Origin of the sequence: Candidatus Palauibacter sp., from assembly GCF_965216145.1 — a bacterium.
Taxonomy (GTDB): Bacteria; Gemmatimonadota; Gemmatimonadetes; order Palauibacterales; family Palauibacteraceae; genus Palauibacter.
The window spans coordinates 3,465,150-3,480,315 of sequence record NZ_OZ244149.1 but is presented as its reverse complement, the minus strand read 5'-3'; the positions used below and the strand labels follow the sequence as shown (position 1 = coordinate 3,480,315).

The window sequence follows — 15,166 nt, the reverse complement described above, 5'->3', positions numbered from 1 at the left end:
GGCCGACGGTGCGACCTTTTGACGGTCGTCGCGTCCTCCTTGTCGTCTCCGGCGGGATCGCCGCCTACAAGAGCGCGGTTCTCGCGCGCCGGCTGATCGAAGGGGGTGCCGCCGTCAACGTCATCCTGACAGAATCGGCGGAGCGTTTCGTCGGGCGGGTGACGTTCGAAGGCATCACGGGTCGGCGCGCGCACATGTCACTGTGGGACCGGCCGATGGCGCACTTGGACCTCGGGCGCGAAGCGGACGTCGTCGTCATCGCGCCGGCCAGCGCCGACCTCATCTCCAGGCTCGCCGCCGGCGCCGCCGACGATCTGGCGACGACGACCGTGCTGGCCGCGCGCGCTCCCGTGATCGTCTGTCCCGCGATGAATACGCGCATGTGGGAGCACCCGGCGACCCGCGCGAACGTCGCGCGGCTGGTCGAGTTCGGCTGCACGATCGCGGGTCCGGCCGACGGGCCGCTCGCCGAAGGAGAGAGCGGACCGGGGCGCCTCCTCGAACCCGAACAGATCGTGCCGGCGATCGCGCGGAAGCTGGAGTCCGCGAAGGGGCTCCGGGGGCGCAAGGTGGTCGCGACGGCGGGTCCGACGCGGGCCGCGCTCGATCCGGTGCGTTTCATCTCGAACCGTTCCTCCGGCCGTATGGGGTTCGCGCTCGCCGAGGCGGCGTGGCGGCGAGGGGGCGATGTGACGCTGATCAGCGGGCCCGGTGCCGCGCCGCGCCCCTCCGGCCCGCGGCTGGTGGAGGTCGAGACGGCCCGGGAGATGCTGGCCGCGCTGGAGATCGCGTTGACGGACGCCGAGATTCTTCTCATGGCTGCGGCCGTGGGGGATTTCGAGCCGGCCGCGGAAGCCGCCTCCAAGATCAGGAAGACGGATGGGGGACTCGATCTCACCCTGCGCGCGGGACCGGACCTGTTGATGGAGACCCGCGAACTCCGCGCCGAGAAGCGTATCTTCACGCTCGGCTTCGCGCTCGAGACGGACGACCTGATTGCCCGCGGCCGGGAGAAGCTGGAGCGCAAGGGGATGCAGCTCGTGGCGGTCAATTCGGCCCTCGATCCGGATGCGGGCTTCGAGTCCGCCACGAACCGCATCACGCTCATCGACCGGGCGGGCGCGTCGGAGGAATTGCCGCTGGCGAAGAAGACCGAATTGGCGGACCAGCTCCTGGACCGGATCGAGGCTTCGATCGCGGCGGCGGAGGCGTGAGCCGGCCGGCAGCGGAGGCCCGGGCGCGCGCCCGAACGTTCCTGGCGCAGACGCTTTCCGCCGAGGGGAACGTACTCATGCTCGAACACGCCACGCGAGATGAGGTCGTGCGGCGGCTGGCGTCCGCGGGACGGGCCGCTCCGGCGCGAGGCTCCGTTGCCCCCGGCGGCGCGGCCGCGGTGGAGGTCACGAACGCACGGATCGCGGAGGCGCCGGACCTGGAGGCGCTGGCGCAACTCGTGGCGAGCTGTTCCCGGTGTCCGCTGCACGCGACCCGCAAGAGCGCGGTGTTCGGCGAGGGGGCGGCCGAGGCCCGCGTCGTGTGCGTGGGGGAGGCTCCCGGCGCGCGCGAGGACGAGACGGGACGTCCCTTCGTGGGCCGGGCCGGCCGCCTGCTCGACCGGCTCCTGATGTCGATCGGTCTCCCGCGAACGTCCGTCTACATCTGCAACGTCCTGAAATCCCGTCCGCCGCGGAACCGCGACCCGCTCCCCGAGGAAGTCGCTGCCTGCGCGCCCTACCTCGTGCGGCAACTTGCGCTCATCCAACCCGACGTGATCGTCGCGTTCGGTGCCTTCGCGGCGCGCACCCTGCTCGAGACGAAGTCGGCCCTGGGCCGGCTGAGGGGGCGCGTACACCGGTATTCGGGATATCCCGTCATCGTCACGTATCACCCGGCGGCGCTCCTCAGGAACCCGGGCTGGATCCGGCCGACCTGGGAGGACCTGCAGATGGTGCGCCGCATGCTCGACGGCGCCGACGAGAGTGAGGCACGCCTTGGCTGATACCGCACTCAGCCTCCCGAGCGAGTCCATCGACGGACGTCGCGCCCCCTGGTCCGAAGAGGCCGAGCTTTCGGTCCTCGGAGCCATGCTGATCGACGCGGATGCCGTGGCCGTGGCGCTCGAACTCGTCAATGACGCCGGGTTCCACCGCGAAGGGAATCGACGGATCTTCCGCGCCATGGTGCGGCTCTACGGCCGCGGCGACGTGATCGACGCGGTCACACTCTCGGACGAACTGAAGACGGCGGGGGAACTCGAGGCCGTCGGCGGCATGGCCTACCTGGCGAGGCTCGTGGATGCGGTGCCCACCGCCGCCAACGTCGCCTATCACTGCCGCATTCTGCGCGACAAGTCCATTCTCCGGCGCCTCATCTCCAGCGCCACCGAGATCATCCAGGAGGCGTACGAGGCGCCCTCGGGCGAGGTCGACGAGACGCTCGACCGGGCCGAGCAGAAGATCTTCGAGATCGCGCAGGCCGAGGAACGCGGCGGCTTCGCCCGCATCAAGGAAATCCTTCGCTCGACGATGGACCGGATCGATGAATTGACGCGGAATCCGGGCTCGATCACCGGTGTCCCGACCGGGTTCCCGGAGCTGGACCGGATGACGGCGGGCTTCCAGCCGGCGGACCTCATCGTCCTCGCCGGTCGTCCCTCGATGGGGAAGACGGCGTTCGCCCTGAACATGGCCCAGCACGCCGCGATCGACGATGATGTACCGGTCGCGATCTTCTCGCTCGAGATGTCGCGCGAGTCGCTCGTCCAGAGGATGCTGTGCGCCGAGTCGAAGGTGGATTCGAGCCGGGTGAGGACCGGACGCCTGTCGACGGACGATTTCACGCGGCTGGCGCGCGGGGCCGGACACCTGAATACGGCCCCGATCTGGATCGACGACACTCCGGGCATCTCGCCCATCGAGCTTCGGGCCAAGATTCGGCGGCTGCACGCCGAGGTCGGCGTGGGACTCGTCGTGCTCGATTACATGCAGCTCATGTCGGGAGGCGACAGGGCCGAGAACCGGCAGCAGGAGATCAGCGCCATCTCCCGTTCCCTCAAGGGGATCGCGAAGGAGGTCGGCGTGCCCCTGCTTGCGCTTTCGCAGCTGTCGCGAGCACCGGAACAGCGCGAGGGGAACCGCCCGCGGCTCTCGGACCTGCGCGAATCGGGAGCTATCGAGCAGGACGCCGACGTGGTCCTCTTCATCTTCCGGGAGGAGATGCATCGCAAGCCCGAGGAGATCGAGGAGAAGGGGCTGGCGGGGAAGGCCGAACTCATCGTCGGGAAGCAGCGGAACGGGCCGACCGGGAGCGTGGATCTCTACTTCCACAAGGCCTTCACGGCGTTCGAATCCGTGTCCAGGCGCGTGGAACCCGACTAGTGCGGGTCGGGGCGGTCATCGTCGCGGCGGGACGAGGCCGGCGGTTCGGGGACGAGCGACCCAAACAGTTCGTGGACCTGGGCGGTGCTCCCGTGCTCGCGTGGTCGGTGCGCGCGTTCGCGGCGCACCCGGAGGTGGAGCGGGTCGTCGTCGTGCTGTCGCCGGCGCGGGCGGCGGCACGGCCCGCCTGGCTTCCGGAAGGGGTGACGGTCGTGCCGGGCGGCGTGGCCCGGGCCGATTCGGTTCGGGCCGGCGTCGGCGCCCTGGCGGAGGAGATCGAGGTCGTCCTCGTGCACGACGGAGCCCGGCCCTTCCCCTCGGCCGCCCTCATCTCCCGCGTCATCGGATCGGCGGGGCGCGGTCCGGTCATTCCCGTGATCGGGATCGAGGACACGGTGAAGCGGGTCGATGGCCGGGGACGGGTCGCGGAGACGGTCCCGCGCGAAGACCTCCGGCGGGTGCAGACGCCGCAGGGGTTCCCCCGTGAAGTGCTGGCGCGGACCCACGCGCTCGGGGACGGGGCCGCGTGGGCGGAGCACGATGCGGCCAGCCTCACGGACGACGCGATGCTGTGCGAACGTCTCGGGATCGAGGTGGCTACGGTCGAGGGTGAACCGTCGAACCTCAAGATCACGACGCCCAGGGACCTCGCCGTCGCTCGGTGGATGGTTGAGAGCGGCGTGATCCCGGGCAGGAAATAGCGGCCGGGGCGGAGTGTGATCGACATCGCGATCGACGCGTTGCGCTGGTACGAATGGGGAGGGACTGGCACGGGTTCCGAAGCGTCCGAGGCGGCGGTGGAGCGCGGGCCGGGGAGGCCGCTGGCGGCCGGAGTCGCTGCGCTTGAACGGGCGGTGGCACTGCTCGACGCCGGCGGCGTGGTGGCCCACCCCACGTCGACCGTGTACGGGCTGGGCGGGCGCCCGGCCCGCGGGGTGGACGAGCGGATCTCGGCCCTCAAGCGGCGTCCGCCGGGGCCGCTCATCCGGCTCGCGGCCAGCCGCGAGGCGCTCCACGAAGCCCTGCCGGGCGTGCGGTGGAGCGGTGCGGCGCGACGGCTCGCCGATGCCTTCTGGCCAGGGCCGCTCACGCTCGTCCTGGATGACGGGAGCGAGGCCGGGATCGCGGCGCGCGTCGACCCGCATCCCGTCGTGCGGCGGCTGCTCGAGCGGGCAGGGGGACTCATGACGTCGACAAGTCTCAACGAGACAGGGCGACTGCCGGCGCGGACGCGGCGGGAAGCGCGGGATGCGCTGGCGTCGATGCGGCCGCAGGTCGGACCGGTCGGGTGGCTGGACGCGGGAGACCTTGAGGCTGCGCCTCCGTCGACGCTCGTGCGGATGCGCGGCGAGACGGTCGAGGTGCTCCGCGAGGGCCCCCTTTCGGCGCTCGAGATCGAGCAATTCCTGAGGGGGTCGGGTCGCCGCGGGGCTCCGGGATGAAGCTGCTCTTCGTCTGCACGGGGAACACGTGCCGGAGCCCGATGGCCGAGGTGATCGCGAGGGCCGCGGCGGAGGCGCGCGGCCTGTCGGGGGTGTCCTGCGGCTCGGCGGGCACGTTCGCGTTCCCTGGGAACCCCGCCTCCGGCCCCGGCGTCGCGGTGGCCGCGGCGCACGGGCTCGATCTTGCGGGGCACCGGTCGCGCGAGCTTTCGCTCGAGCTGCTGGAATGGGCCGACGCGATCGTCGGGATGGAGGCGTCGCACGCCGAGGCGGTCGCTCGCTGGGCTCCGGACGCCTCCGTGCGGGTCATGACCGATTTCCTCCCCCCGGGCCACGGACGAGCGGGCGGCGGGGTACCGGACCCGTATGGCGGTGACCTCGAGACGTACGAGGCGACCTGGGCGCTGCTGGCATGCGCCATGCGCGGGTTCTTCGACTGGCTCCGTGACACGGAGCAGGTGCCGGACGGGCCGTGACGCTCCGCTACGCGCTCCTCGGAGACCCCGTCGACCATTCGATTTCGCCCGCCATGCATCGGGCGGCCTTCCGGGCATGGGGGCTCGACGCGGAATACGTTGCCCGAAAGGTCGCGTCGGAGGATGTCGGGCGGGTGATGCGCGATCCGGACCTCGCGGGAGGCAATGTCACGCTTCCGCACAAGCTGCGTGCGGCCGAGGCGCTCGCGCGGCCGAGCCGCGCCGTACGGGCGACGGGGGCGTGCAACTGCTGGTGGCGGCGGGCGGATGGGGAACTCGAGGGCGACAACACGGATGTGGGCGGTCTCCGCGTCGCGCTCGAACGGGTCGGCTTCGAGGTGAGCGGGGCGCGCGTGCTCGTGCTGGGGGCCGGGGGCGCGGCGCGGGGGGCCGTCCATGCGCTGCTCGAGGGGGGCGCGTTCTCGATCGAAATCCTCAACCGGACGGCCACCCGGGCGCGCGCGCTCATGGAGGCGGCGGGGACCCGTGCGGTACGCGTGGTCGAGGCGCCGGACCCGGGGGCGTCCTACGATCTCGTCCTCAACGCGACGAGCCTCGGGCTGTCGGCGGCGGATCCGCTGCCGCTCGCGCTGGACCGGGGGCGGTTCGATCTCGCGTACGACCTCGTGTATGCGGCGGGACGGACGCGGTGGGTCCGCCACGCCCGGTCGCTCGGCATCCGGGCGGGGGACGGGCTCGAGATGCTCGTAGGGCAGGCGGTGCTGTCGCTGGAGCGCTGGTTTCCCGGGCACGCGCCGCCGCACCAGGCGATGCGGGCCGCGGCCCTGAAGGCGCTGGACGCGCGGGCGGGGCGGCGATCCGGTCGCGGGAGCGGCGAATGAGCGTGATCGCGCGGCAGAGCGCCCTCGGCCGTCTCGGGCGGACGGCCGCGGCGGCCTTCGATGCGCTGGTCCCCGTGGCGTGCGTGGGGTGCCGCCGGGGTGTGGAGCCCGCCGGCGCGCCGCTGTGCGGCCTGTGCCGCTCGCGGCAACCGCGGCTGCCCGTGCCGCGTTGCACGCGCTGCGCGCAACCGCTCGGTAACATCGCGGCCGCGGCGGGCGAGCGGGTACGCTGCGGCACCTGCGAGTCGTGGCCCGAGGTGCTGGTCGCCGCCGACGCGCCGTTCGCCTTCAACGGCGTGGCCGCGCGGACCGTCCGCGCCCTCAAGTACGATCGCTGGGTGGCGCTCGCTCCGTACATGGCCGCGAGCATGGCGGCCGCCGCGGAGTCCGTCGCGAACCGGCTCGGCGCCCGGGACGCCGCTTGCCTCGTCCCCGTGCCGCTCGCACCGGCCCGGTTGCGGGAGCGGGGCTTCAACCAGGCGGAGGAACTCGCCCGCGCCCTCGTCGCGCACGGGCTCGGACCGCTGCGGCCGGCCCTGGAGCGGCGGCCGGGCGGGGGCCGTCAGGCGGGCCTCCGCGGCGCCCTGCGGCGCGCCAACGTGCAGGGCCGCTTCCAGCCCCGGGCCGGGTTCGATGCCGAGGGGGGAGTGGCGATCGTGGTAGATGATGTGCTCACGACCGGGGCGACCGCGGTCGCCTGCGCGGAAGCTCTCGCCGAGGCTGGATTTCGCCGTGTGGCGGCGGTTAGTTTTGCGCGTACGCTACGTCCCCTGGACGGGGACCCGTCACCGACACGGGCTTCCCGCCCGTAATCCGCCCATAAGAGGACTCCCAATGAGTGTGAGGGTTGCAATCAACGGTTTCGGCCGCATAGGACGGAACATCCTGCGCGCGGCGCTCGAGAATCCGCGTGGCGACCTCGATTTCGTCGCCATCAACGACCTCACGGATGCGGCGACGCTAGCCCATCTGTTCAAGTACGATTCCGTGCACGGCCGCTTCGCCGGTGAGGTGCGCGTCGACGGGCAGGATCTCGTCGTCGGCGAAGAGCGGGTGCGGGTGCTCTCGGAGCGGGATCCCGTCGATCTGCCGTGGTCGGAGATGGACGTCGATGTCGTGATCGAGTCGACCGGCATCTTCCGGCGGCGCGAAGACGCGGCCAGGCACATCGCGGCGGGCGCGAGGAAGGTCATCATCTCCGCTCCCGGCGTCGAGCCGGACATCACGCTCGTGCTCGGCGTGAACGCCCACGAATACGATCCGGATCGGCACGATGTGATCTCGAACGCGAGTTGTACCACGAACTGCATCGCGCCGGTCGTCAAGGTCCTGCTGGACGAGTTCGGCTTCGAGCGGGGGCTGATGACGACCGTCCACGCGTACACGAACGGACAGCGGCTGCTCGACCTCCAGCACAAGGATCTGCGCCGCGCGCGCGCCGCCGCGCTCTCGATCATCCCCACGACGACCGGGGCCGCCAAGGCGGTGGGGCTCGTCCTCCCGCAGGTTCAGGGGAAGCTCGACGGGATGGCGATGCGGGTCCCGACGCCGGACGTGTCCATCGTCGATCTCGTGGCCACCATATCGCGGGCAGCGTCGGCGGAGGAGGTGAACGCGGCGTTCCGCGCGGCGGCCGGGGGGGCTCTGGACGGCGTGCTCGAGTACACCGAGGAGCCCCTCGTGTCGGTCGACTTCACCGGGAACCCGGCGAGCGCGATCATCGACGCGCAGTTGACCTCGGTCATGGGCGGCACGCTCGTGAAGATCATCTCCTGGTACGACAACGAGTGGGGCTACTCGAACCGCTGCGTGGATCTGGCGAGCTTTGTCGGAGAGCGGCTGCCCGCGGCCGTCGAGGCCTGAACCGGCCCGAATCGCTCGAATGATCAGGACCCTCGCGGATCTCCCGGCCGATCCGGCCGGGAAGCGAGCGCTCGTGCGCGTGGACTACAATGTCCCGCTCGAGGCGGACCGGGTGGCCGACGCGACCCGAGTCGAGGCCACGCTGCCCACGCTGCGGTGGCTGCTGCGGCACGACGCCCGGCCGATCCTGCTCTCGCACCTCGGCCGCCCCGGGGGGCGTCCGAACCCCGCGTTCTCGCTCGCGCCGGTGGCCCCGGTCCTCGCCGGCCTGCTCGGCGTCGAGGTGGACTTCGCCGCCCCGTGCGACGGCGCTGCGGCGCTCCGCGCGAGTCGCGGGCTCGCAGCCGGCCGGGTTCTCCTCCTCGAGAACACGCGCTTCCTGCCCGGGGAAGCGGCGAACGACGGCGCCCTGGCCGGGCGGCTGGCCCGCCTCGGCGACTTCTTCGTCAACGACGCGTTCGGGACGCTCCACCGCGCGCACGCGTCGACGACCGGGGTGCCGGCACGCCTCCGCCCGGCCGCCGCCGGCCTGCTGGTGGAACGGGAGCTCGCCGCGCTCGATGCCCTCCGGGACCCTCCGCGTCCCTTCCTTGTCGCGTTCGGGGGAGCGAAGATCGGTGACAAGATCGATCTCATGCGCGGGTTTCTGGAGCGCGCCGACGGTATCCTTGTCGGCGGCGCCATGGCGAACACCTTCCTGCGGGCGCAGGGGGTGGAGACCGGGGCGTCGCTCGTCGAGGAGGCCGCCCTGGAACTCGCCCGCTCGATCCTGGCCGCGAGTCCGGACAAGATCCGGCTGCCGGTCGACGTGACGGTCACAGAGTGGCCGGCGGATCCCGGCGGATCGATCGCGGACGTGGGGGTGGAGGCGATCGGTCAGGGGATGGCCGCGCTGGATATCGGTCCGGCCTCGCGGGCACGGTACGCGGAAGAGATCCGGGGTTGCGCCTCGCTCTTCTGGAACGGACCCATGGGGCGGTTCGAGGACCCGCGTTTCGCGGCGGGGACGTTCGCCATCGCGGAGGCCGCGGCGGAGATCACTGCCGCCGGCGCCTTCTCCGTGGTGGGCGGCGGCGACTCGGCGGCGGCCGTGCGGCGGGCCGGCCTCATGGACCGCGTCTCGCACATCTGCACCGGGGGCGGAGCCGCGCTCGAGTACCTGGCGAGCGGACGGTTGCCCGGGCTCGACGCCCTCGCCGACGCGTGACCCGCGAGCTGAAGCGCGAGCTTGAAACGAGAAAGGAGTGCCTCTTGAGCGAGCCCCGCACGCCCGTGTTCGCCGCGAACTGGAAGATGTGCCATGGCCCCGCCGAGACCGCGGCGTTCATGGAGCGGTTCAGGGAGCGCCACGCGCCGCGCGACGACGCGACGGTAGTGGTGTTTCCCCCCGCCATCAGCCTGCCGGCATTCGCCGAGGCGAGGGCCGGCCGGCCCGATCTCCGGTTCGGCGTGCAGGACGTGCACACGGAGGTCGAGGGTGCCTACACGGGCGCGATCTCGGCCGCCATGGTGCCCGCGACCGGCGCGACGTGGGGGCTGGCGGGCCACTCGGAGCGCCGCCGCGAGTTCGGAGACACCGACGCGATGGTCGCGGGCAAGCTGCGGCGCCTCCTCGACGCGGGTCTGCGCCCCGTCCTCTGCGTGGGCGAAACGCTCGAAGAGCGGGAGGCGGGAAGACTGGAGGCCGTGATCGAGACGCAGATTCGCGCGGCGCTGTTCGCGCTGCACGCCGAGGGCCGCGCCCGTCTCGTCTACGCGTACGAGCCGGTGTGGGCGATCGGGACCGGGCGTACGGCGAGCCCCGCGGATGCGGCCGAGGCGCACGGCATCGTGCGCGCCCGTCTCTCGGGGTTCGAGGGCTGCGACCCGCCGCGATCCGTGATCCTCTACGGCGGGAGCGTCAAACCGGCCAACATCGGGCAACTGCTCGCGGCCCCGGGCGTGGACGGCGTCCTCGTCGGCGGCGCCAGCCTCGATCCCGACAGCTGGGCCGCGATCTGCGGGGCCGGCGCATGACCGCGAAACTGGCCCCGCGCCCGCGCCGGCTCTAACTTACTCAGATGTTTACGTTCCTGGTCGTATTGATTTCGCTGATCGCGCTCCTCCTCTGCATCATCATCCTGATCCAGGCGGCGAAGGGGGGTGGGCTCGCCGCGTCATTCGGCGGCGCCTCGTCCTCGACGGACTCCTTCATGGGGGGTCGGCAGGCCGCCAACGCGCTGACCAGGATGAGCTGGTACGGCGGAGGGGGATTCCTCTTCCTCGCGCTCGTGCTGGCCGTGCTCTCGGCCCGGCCGAACGCGTCCCCGGAGTCGATCCTGCGCCAGGGGACGCCGGCCGGGCAGAGCCTGCTGGAGGCGCCGTCCTCCCTGCTGGAGGCGCCGCCCGACCTGGGGGACGCCGCAGCGCCCGCCGACGAGGGTGCGCCGCCGGAGGGAGGGGAGGAGCCGGCTACGGAAGAGGATCCCGGGTCCGGAAGCGGGAACCCCGGCCCGTAGCGGGGCTCTGGACGGGGGGCGGCCGGGGATCCGCCTCGAAGGCCGAGTCGGGCACGTCGAGGAAGTCCAGGAACTGTTTCCTCTCCTGCGCCTCGGCCAGCCAGGCCTCGAAGCCGGAGGGAACCAGCCCGTCGGTGCCGCGGCGTTCCCGGGCCGCCGTGTTGGCTAGCCGGTCCGCATAGGCGTTCTTCACATCCTCCGCGTGCCCCTTCGTCCAGCGCCATTCCACCCGGTGTCGCGCGGCGGCCCGCGCGAGTTCCCGCCACAGCTCGAGGTTCTCGATCGGTCCGCCCTTCCGCCGCCAGCCGCGCCGCGCCCAGTTGTGCACCCATTCCTTCATCCCGCGCACCAGGTACTGGCTGTCGCTCGTGAACACGAGCCGGCAGGGCCGCTTCAGCGCGCAGAGGCCGACGATCCCGGAGACGATGGCCATCCGGTTGTTCGTCGTGTCGGGGTCGAAGTGGGCGAAGTCGCGCCGGTGCCAGCCCCGACGCTCGTCGAAGCGCTCGATCAGCCCCGCCGCGGCGCCGGGACTCGCACGTTCTTCGAACTGGTTGCCGAGGCACGATTCGTCGGCGAAGATATGGACCAGCGGATCCTCGGCCCCCCCCCTCGGAGCGGGCTCGGAGTCGGGTTTCACCGCGCCTCCCCTCACTTCGGATTTCGGATACGCGCGGGCGGCGGGCCGGTGCCCGATCCCCCGCACATGCGAACGCCACATTGGACGCGCACGTGAGCGACAGGCAAGCACGCCCCGGATACCTCCTGCTGGAGGACGGCCGCCGGTTCGACGGCACCTACATGGGGCCCGAGACGGAGACGGCCGGCGAAGCCGTCTTCACGACCGTGATGACGGGCTATCACGAGGTCCTCACCGATCCCTCCTTCGCCGCGCAGATCGTCGTGATGACCGCGCCCATGCAGGGAGTCTACGGCATCCGCGACCCCGACGTGCAGTCTCGGCGGCCGTGGGTGGCGGGGTTCATCGTACGACACCTCTCGCGGGAGGTCGGCTCGGGGCCGGCCGACGCCACGCTCCCGGAATACCTCGCTTCACACGGCATCCCGACCCTCATTGGAGCGGACACGCGGGCCCTTACCCGCCACATCAGGGACGCGGGCGCCATGCGGGCGGTCCTGGCGCACGACGGGATCGAGCCGGGCCGGGCCGCGGAGCGACTCGCCGCGGAACCCGAAATGTCGGGACGCGATCTCGCGACGGCCGTGTCGACCCCGGAGCCCTACGAACTCGACCCGTCCCCTGACGTCGAGGTCCGCGGCCTCGTGCTGTGTCTCGACTACGGCGTCAAGACCCGAAGCCTCGACCTCTTCCTGCGCGAGGGATACCGGGTGCGCGTCGTCCCCTGCGAAACCGGGGTGAACGAACTCCTGGACGCGCGGCCGAACGGCGTCTTCCTCTCCAACGGCCCGGGTGATCCCGAGGCCGTCCCGGGGGCGGTCGACAGGATCCGGGCTCTGAGCGACGCGGGAATCCCCCTGTTCGGGATCTGTCTCGGACACCAGCTCATCGCGCGGGCGTTCGGGGCGAGGAACTACAAGCTTCCGTACGGACACCGGGGAGGGAACCATCCGGTCCTGAACTATGCGACGGGCGCCGTGGAGATCACCTCCCAGAATCACGGTTTCGCGGTCCTGGAGAAGGACGGGCGCATCGAGGGCGCCGACGGCCTGGAGGTGACGCACCGGAATCTCAACGACGGCACGGTCGAGGGGCTCGTGCATCGCGAGCGGCCGGTGTTCGCGGTCCAATACCACCCGGAATCGGCGCCCGGTCCGCACGACAGCCGGTACCTGTTCACCCGCTTTGTCGAGACCATGCGGGAAAGGACAGTCGCGACAACACGTTGAACGTCGGCGTCGCGTTCTCTACGTTCATCGAAGCTCCTTCTATGAGTGGCGATCATCGCTCCTGCCCGGAGCGAACTCGATATCTGGTGCGCTGCGAACGCTCGGAGGAGGCGGAGATGACGAAGGCGGATCTCATCGAACAGGTGCACGAGGCGATCGGGCCCGGCGTCACGAAGAAGGACTGTGCGGCAGTTGTGAACGCGTTCCTGAACGCGATCAAGGGTGCCGTCATCGACGGTCGGCACATCGAGATTCGGGGCTTCGGCACGTTCAAGGTCCGGGAGCGCCGGACGCGGATGGCACGCAACCCGCGCACCGGTGAACCGGTGCGCGTCCCGGAACGAAGAGTGCCCGTGTTCAAGCCATCGCGTCTGCTGCGGGAAGAGGTCGCCGCGAGTCACGAGGGCCGGGGCTGAGCGCGCGGTCGGCGCCTTCGCTGGCGCCGGCCCCTTACGCGAAGAAGTCGGCGATCCGGGCCAGCCCCTTCTCGAGGACTTCTCTCTCGACCGCGAAGTTGAACCGGAGGTGCCCCGGAGAGCCGAAGGGCTCGCCGGGCATGCAGGCGACGGAGGCATCCACGAGCAGCCGCTCGGCGATGTCGAGCGATGTCGAGCTCGGATCCGTGAGGCGACCGTAGAAGTAGAGCGCGCCGTCCGGCGGCATGGCCTCGATCGAGTCGATCTCCGCGAACCCCGCCAGCCCGAGCTTCCGCAGGCCGGTGAGCCTCGACAGAAGATTGGTGATGAACGCCTCGCGCGCGCCGCTCTCGCCGAGGGCTGCTGCGGCGGCGTACTGGGACGGCCCCACTGCCCCGGAGGTCGTTTGTCCCTGCAGGTCCGACATCTTCCGGATGAGTTCGTGCGGCCCCACGGCGTAGCCGATCCGGAATCCCGGCATGCAGAACGCCTTCGACATTCCGTCGAGGAGAACCGTCCGCTCGCCCCGCTCCGTGATATCGAAGACAGACGGCGACGGCTGTCCGTACGCGAGTCGCCGGTAGATCTCGTCGGAGAGCACCCAGATCCCGTGCCGTTCCGCCCAGCGCAGGATGTCGCGCAGAAGACCGCGGGGGATCACGGCGCCCGTCGGGTTGCCGGGACTGTTCAGCAGGAGCCCGCGGGTGCGCCCAGTGCGCGCGGCCTCGAGGTCTGCCACGGAGGGGAGGAATCCGGCATCCCACCCGGTCTCCACGACGACCGGATCCGCCCCGGCGAGCCGCACGATCGCCGGGTAGCTGGGCCAATAGGGCGAGGGCATGAGGACCTCGTCGCCCGCTCCGAAGAGAGCGTAGCAACAGTTGAAGAGCGACTGCTTCACGCCGGCGCCCACGATCACCGAACCCGGGTCCACTTCCCCGGCCGTCGTCGTTTCGCTCAGATAGCGCGCGATCGCCTCTCGCAGTTCGGGGAGGCCGAGCGTGGGCGGATAGCCCGTCTTCCCCGCCTCCACTGCCCGTATCCCGGCGCGGGCCGCGAACCGGGGGGCCGGGTATTGGGGTTCGCCGGCCGAAAGGTCGATCACGGGCACGCCTTCCGCCTTCAGCTTGCGGGCGCGCGCGGCCAGCGCCAGCGTGGCCGACGCCTCGAGGTGCGCGACGTTGGACGAGAATTCCGTGTGGAGCACGATGGAACGGCCTTTACCGAAGGTGTCGACGAGTTTGTTCGAGAGATTTGAGAGCGATGGGGCGGGGCCCTATTCTTCACCGCAGGATGATGGTACGCCGGGAGAACCGATGACAACAGAGACCGCCAGCGCCCTGGCGCCGGGCGATGTACTCGCCGCGGCGCGGGATTTCTTCCTCGGTGCGAACCGCATGGCCGACGCCTGGATCGACACCGAGAGCGACACGCACATCACGTTCTGCACGTTCCGCGGCAACCTCTCCGTCGCGGCCTTCGCGGACCCGCAAGCGCCGGACTCGACCCGCGTGCGGGTCACCACGCTGCGGGAGGAAGGGATCGTGCCGCGACTCCTCACCTACATCGCCCTGGCGGGGCGTTCGTGACCGGGCGGATTTCGGTGCGCACGCTTTTCTTCGGCGTGTACGGGGAACTGGCCGCCCGCCGGGAGGGCTCCGCCGAACTCGCGGACGACAGTACGGTGGCGGACCTCGTGGAGGCCCTGCGGGGACCGGGGGGGCTGGAGTGGCTCCCCGAGCGCGTCGTCGTCGCGGTCAACCAGCGCTACGCGGCGTCCGGCACGCGGCTGGCGAACGGGGACGAAGTCGCCCTCATTCCTCCCGTGGCGGGAGGCTGACGGTGCCGCGCGCGGACGAGGGCCCGGGAGCGGCGGACGGCCGGGTGCGGACCTGGATCACGAGGGAAAGTCTGGACGGATTCGAGCCCTTCGCGGAGTTGGGCACCGAGGCGGATGGCGCGGTCCTTTTATTCCAGGGGAGGGTGCGCGAGACGAACCGAGGGCGCGCCGTCGCGAGTCTCACGTATGAGGCCTACGGAGAGATGGCGGAGCGCGAACTGTCGGCCATCTGTCACGAGGCGCTCGAACGATTCGACATCGGGGCGGTGTTCGCGGCACATCGCGTCGGCGAACTGGGTCTGAGGGAGGTGAGCGTGGCGATCGGGGTCGCGGCAGGGCACCGCGACGCGTGCTACCCGGCCTCACGCTGGATTATGGAAACCCTCAAGGCTAAACTGCCTGTGTGGAAACACGAACACTATCGGGACGGCGACTCGCACTGGGTCGGTGCCCCGCAGGCCGGGGCGTCGGTCGCGGAAGACCGATCCTCGACGGGGGAACGGCGGGTCGCGCCGTGAGCCGATCTTCGACTCACGGTCAGGA

Annotated in this window: 19 protein-coding genes; 17 read left to right on the top strand and 2 right to left on the bottom strand. The window is 71.1% G+C overall.

What is annotated here, in order from left to right; all coding sequences use genetic code 11:
* Nucleotides 1-8 precede the first annotated feature (8 nt).
* Genes coaBC through secG form a run of 12 tightly spaced genes read left to right on the top strand, consistent with a single transcriptional unit; the run spans nucleotide 9 to nucleotide 10,498 of the window.
* Nucleotides 9-1,214 (top strand): bifunctional phosphopantothenoylcysteine decarboxylase/phosphopantothenate--cysteine ligase CoaBC, encoded by a 1,206-nt coding sequence (gene coaBC / locus ACOOHF_RS14995; protein WP_420462273.1) that lies wholly within the window; start codon nucleotides 9-11, stop codon nucleotides 1,212-1,214.
* Nucleotides 1,211-1,999 carry a uracil-DNA glycosylase gene (locus ACOOHF_RS14990; RefSeq protein WP_420462272.1) on the top strand — a complete coding sequence of 263 codons (789 nt, stop codon included), beginning with the start codon at nucleotides 1,211-1,213 and terminating at the stop codon, nucleotides 1,997-1,999. The genes coaBC and ACOOHF_RS14990 overlap by 4 nt, the downstream gene beginning before the upstream one ends.
* The gene (gene dnaB / locus ACOOHF_RS14985) at nucleotides 1,992-3,377 is read left to right on the top strand and encodes a replicative DNA helicase (RefSeq protein WP_420462271.1); all 1,386 of its coding nucleotides are present in this window, start codon (nucleotides 1,992-1,994) and stop codon (nucleotides 3,375-3,377) included. Before ACOOHF_RS14990 ends, dnaB begins: the two co-directional genes overlap by 8 nt.
* Nucleotides 3,377-4,078 (top strand): 2-C-methyl-D-erythritol 4-phosphate cytidylyltransferase, encoded by a 702-nt coding sequence (gene ispD, locus ACOOHF_RS14980; protein WP_420462270.1) that lies wholly within the window; start codon nucleotides 3,377-3,379, stop codon nucleotides 4,076-4,078. The genes dnaB and ispD overlap by 1 nt, the downstream gene beginning before the upstream one ends.
* 15 nt (nucleotides 4,079-4,093) lie before the next feature.
* On the top strand, nucleotides 4,094-4,819 hold the full coding sequence (locus ACOOHF_RS14975) for an L-threonylcarbamoyladenylate synthase (RefSeq protein ID WP_420462269.1): 726 nt from the start codon (nucleotides 4,094-4,096) through the stop codon (nucleotides 4,817-4,819).
* Complete coding sequence (locus ACOOHF_RS14970) at nucleotides 4,816-5,295, top strand: low molecular weight phosphatase family protein (protein WP_420462268.1); 480 nt, start codon at nucleotides 4,816-4,818, stop codon at nucleotides 5,293-5,295. The genes ACOOHF_RS14975 and ACOOHF_RS14970 overlap by 4 nt, the downstream gene beginning before the upstream one ends.
* Nucleotides 5,292-6,137, top strand: a complete 846-nt coding sequence (locus tag ACOOHF_RS14965; RefSeq protein WP_420462267.1) for a shikimate dehydrogenase family protein — start codon at nucleotides 5,292-5,294, stop codon at nucleotides 6,135-6,137. Before ACOOHF_RS14970 ends, ACOOHF_RS14965 begins: the two co-directional genes overlap by 4 nt.
* Nucleotides 6,134-6,949: a ComF family protein gene (locus ACOOHF_RS14960; RefSeq protein ID WP_420462266.1), complete on the top strand. Its 816-nt coding sequence runs from the start codon at nucleotides 6,134-6,136 to the stop codon at nucleotides 6,947-6,949. The genes ACOOHF_RS14965 and ACOOHF_RS14960 overlap by 4 nt, the downstream gene beginning before the upstream one ends.
* Before the next feature lie 22 nt (nucleotides 6,950-6,971).
* On the top strand, nucleotides 6,972-8,000 hold the full coding sequence (gene gap / locus ACOOHF_RS14955; protein ID WP_419935624.1) for a type I glyceraldehyde-3-phosphate dehydrogenase: 1,029 nt from the start codon (nucleotides 6,972-6,974) through the stop codon (nucleotides 7,998-8,000).
* Nucleotides 8,001-8,019: 19 nt separating this feature from the next.
* Nucleotides 8,020-9,207, top strand: a complete 1,188-nt coding sequence (locus ACOOHF_RS14950; RefSeq protein ID WP_420462265.1) for a phosphoglycerate kinase — start codon at nucleotides 8,020-8,022, stop codon at nucleotides 9,205-9,207.
* A gap of 44 nt (nucleotides 9,208-9,251) precedes the next feature.
* Entirely contained in the window at nucleotides 9,252-10,016 is a 765-nt protein-coding gene (gene tpiA, locus ACOOHF_RS14945; protein WP_420462264.1) for a triose-phosphate isomerase, read from the top strand.
* 44 nt (nucleotides 10,017-10,060) lie between these two features.
* Nucleotides 10,061-10,498 carry a preprotein translocase subunit SecG gene (secG, locus tag ACOOHF_RS14940; RefSeq protein WP_419935621.1) on the top strand — a complete coding sequence of 146 codons (438 nt, stop codon included), beginning with the start codon at nucleotides 10,061-10,063 and terminating at the stop codon, nucleotides 10,496-10,498.
* On the opposite strand, the gene ACOOHF_RS14935 is transcribed toward secG, so the two are convergent.
* Nucleotides 10,452-11,138, bottom strand: coding sequence for a ribonuclease H family protein (locus ACOOHF_RS14935; protein ID WP_420462263.1), 687 nt, complete (start codon nucleotides 11,136-11,138; stop codon nucleotides 10,452-10,454). The two genes, secG and ACOOHF_RS14935, sit on opposite strands and share 47 nt — an antisense overlap.
* Before the next feature lie 92 nt (nucleotides 11,139-11,230).
* Here ACOOHF_RS14935 and carA point away from each other — a divergent pair, with 92 nt between their 5' ends.
* Entirely contained in the window at nucleotides 11,231-12,367 is a 1,137-nt protein-coding gene (gene carA / locus ACOOHF_RS14930) for a glutamine-hydrolyzing carbamoyl-phosphate synthase small subunit (protein WP_420462262.1), read from the top strand.
* 116 nt (nucleotides 12,368-12,483) lie between these two features.
* Nucleotides 12,484-12,783, top strand: coding sequence for an HU family DNA-binding protein (locus ACOOHF_RS14925; protein ID WP_420462261.1), 300 nt, complete (start codon nucleotides 12,484-12,486; stop codon nucleotides 12,781-12,783).
* 34 nt (nucleotides 12,784-12,817) lie between these two features.
* Here the strand turns inward: ACOOHF_RS14925 and ACOOHF_RS14920 are convergent, their stop codons facing one another.
* The gene (locus ACOOHF_RS14920) at nucleotides 12,818-13,990 is read right to left on the bottom strand and encodes a pyridoxal phosphate-dependent aminotransferase (RefSeq protein WP_420462260.1); all 1,173 of its coding nucleotides are present in this window, start codon (nucleotides 13,988-13,990) and stop codon (nucleotides 12,818-12,820) included.
* A gap of 109 nt (nucleotides 13,991-14,099) precedes the next feature.
* On the opposite strand from ACOOHF_RS14920, the gene ACOOHF_RS14915 reads away from it, so the two are divergent.
* Genes ACOOHF_RS14915 through ACOOHF_RS14905 form a run of 3 tightly spaced genes read left to right on the top strand, consistent with a single transcriptional unit; the run spans nucleotide 14,100 to nucleotide 15,141 of the window.
* Nucleotides 14,100-14,372 (top strand): hypothetical protein, encoded by a 273-nt coding sequence (locus tag ACOOHF_RS14915; RefSeq protein ID WP_419935616.1) that lies wholly within the window; start codon nucleotides 14,100-14,102, stop codon nucleotides 14,370-14,372.
* Nucleotides 14,369-14,623 (top strand): MoaD/ThiS family protein, encoded by a 255-nt coding sequence (locus ACOOHF_RS14910; RefSeq protein ID WP_420462259.1) that lies wholly within the window; start codon nucleotides 14,369-14,371, stop codon nucleotides 14,621-14,623. The genes ACOOHF_RS14915 and ACOOHF_RS14910 overlap by 4 nt, the downstream gene beginning before the upstream one ends.
* A gap of 2 nt (nucleotides 14,624-14,625) precedes the next feature.
* The gene (locus ACOOHF_RS14905; RefSeq protein WP_420462258.1) at nucleotides 14,626-15,141 is read left to right on the top strand and encodes a molybdenum cofactor biosynthesis protein MoaE; all 516 of its coding nucleotides are present in this window, start codon (nucleotides 14,626-14,628) and stop codon (nucleotides 15,139-15,141) included.
* The last annotated feature ends 25 nt before the right edge of the window (nucleotides 15,142-15,166 follow it).

Bases quoted from the DNA above. Each gene is read 5' to 3' on its own strand.
- ACOOHF_RS14925 (WP_420462261.1), top strand. From the start codon at position 12,484: ATGACGAAGGCGGATCTCATCGAACAGGTGCACGAGGCGATCGGGCCC.
- ACOOHF_RS14970 (WP_420462268.1), top strand. From the start codon at position 4,816: ATGAAGCTGCTCTTCGTCTGCACGGGGAACACGTGCCGGAGCCCGATG.
- ACOOHF_RS14915 (WP_419935616.1), top strand. From the start codon at position 14,100: ATGACAACAGAGACCGCCAGCGCCCTGGCGCCGGGCGATGTACTCGCC.
- ACOOHF_RS14950 (WP_420462265.1), top strand. From the start codon at position 8,020: ATGATCAGGACCCTCGCGGATCTCCCGGCCGATCCGGCCGGGAAGCGA.
- ACOOHF_RS14960 (WP_420462266.1), top strand. From the start codon at position 6,134: ATGAGCGTGATCGCGCGGCAGAGCGCCCTCGGCCGTCTCGGGCGGACG.
- secG (WP_419935621.1), top strand. From the start codon at position 10,061: ATGTTTACGTTCCTGGTCGTATTGATTTCGCTGATCGCGCTCCTCCTC.
- gap (WP_419935624.1), top strand. From the start codon at position 6,972: ATGAGTGTGAGGGTTGCAATCAACGGTTTCGGCCGCATAGGACGGAAC.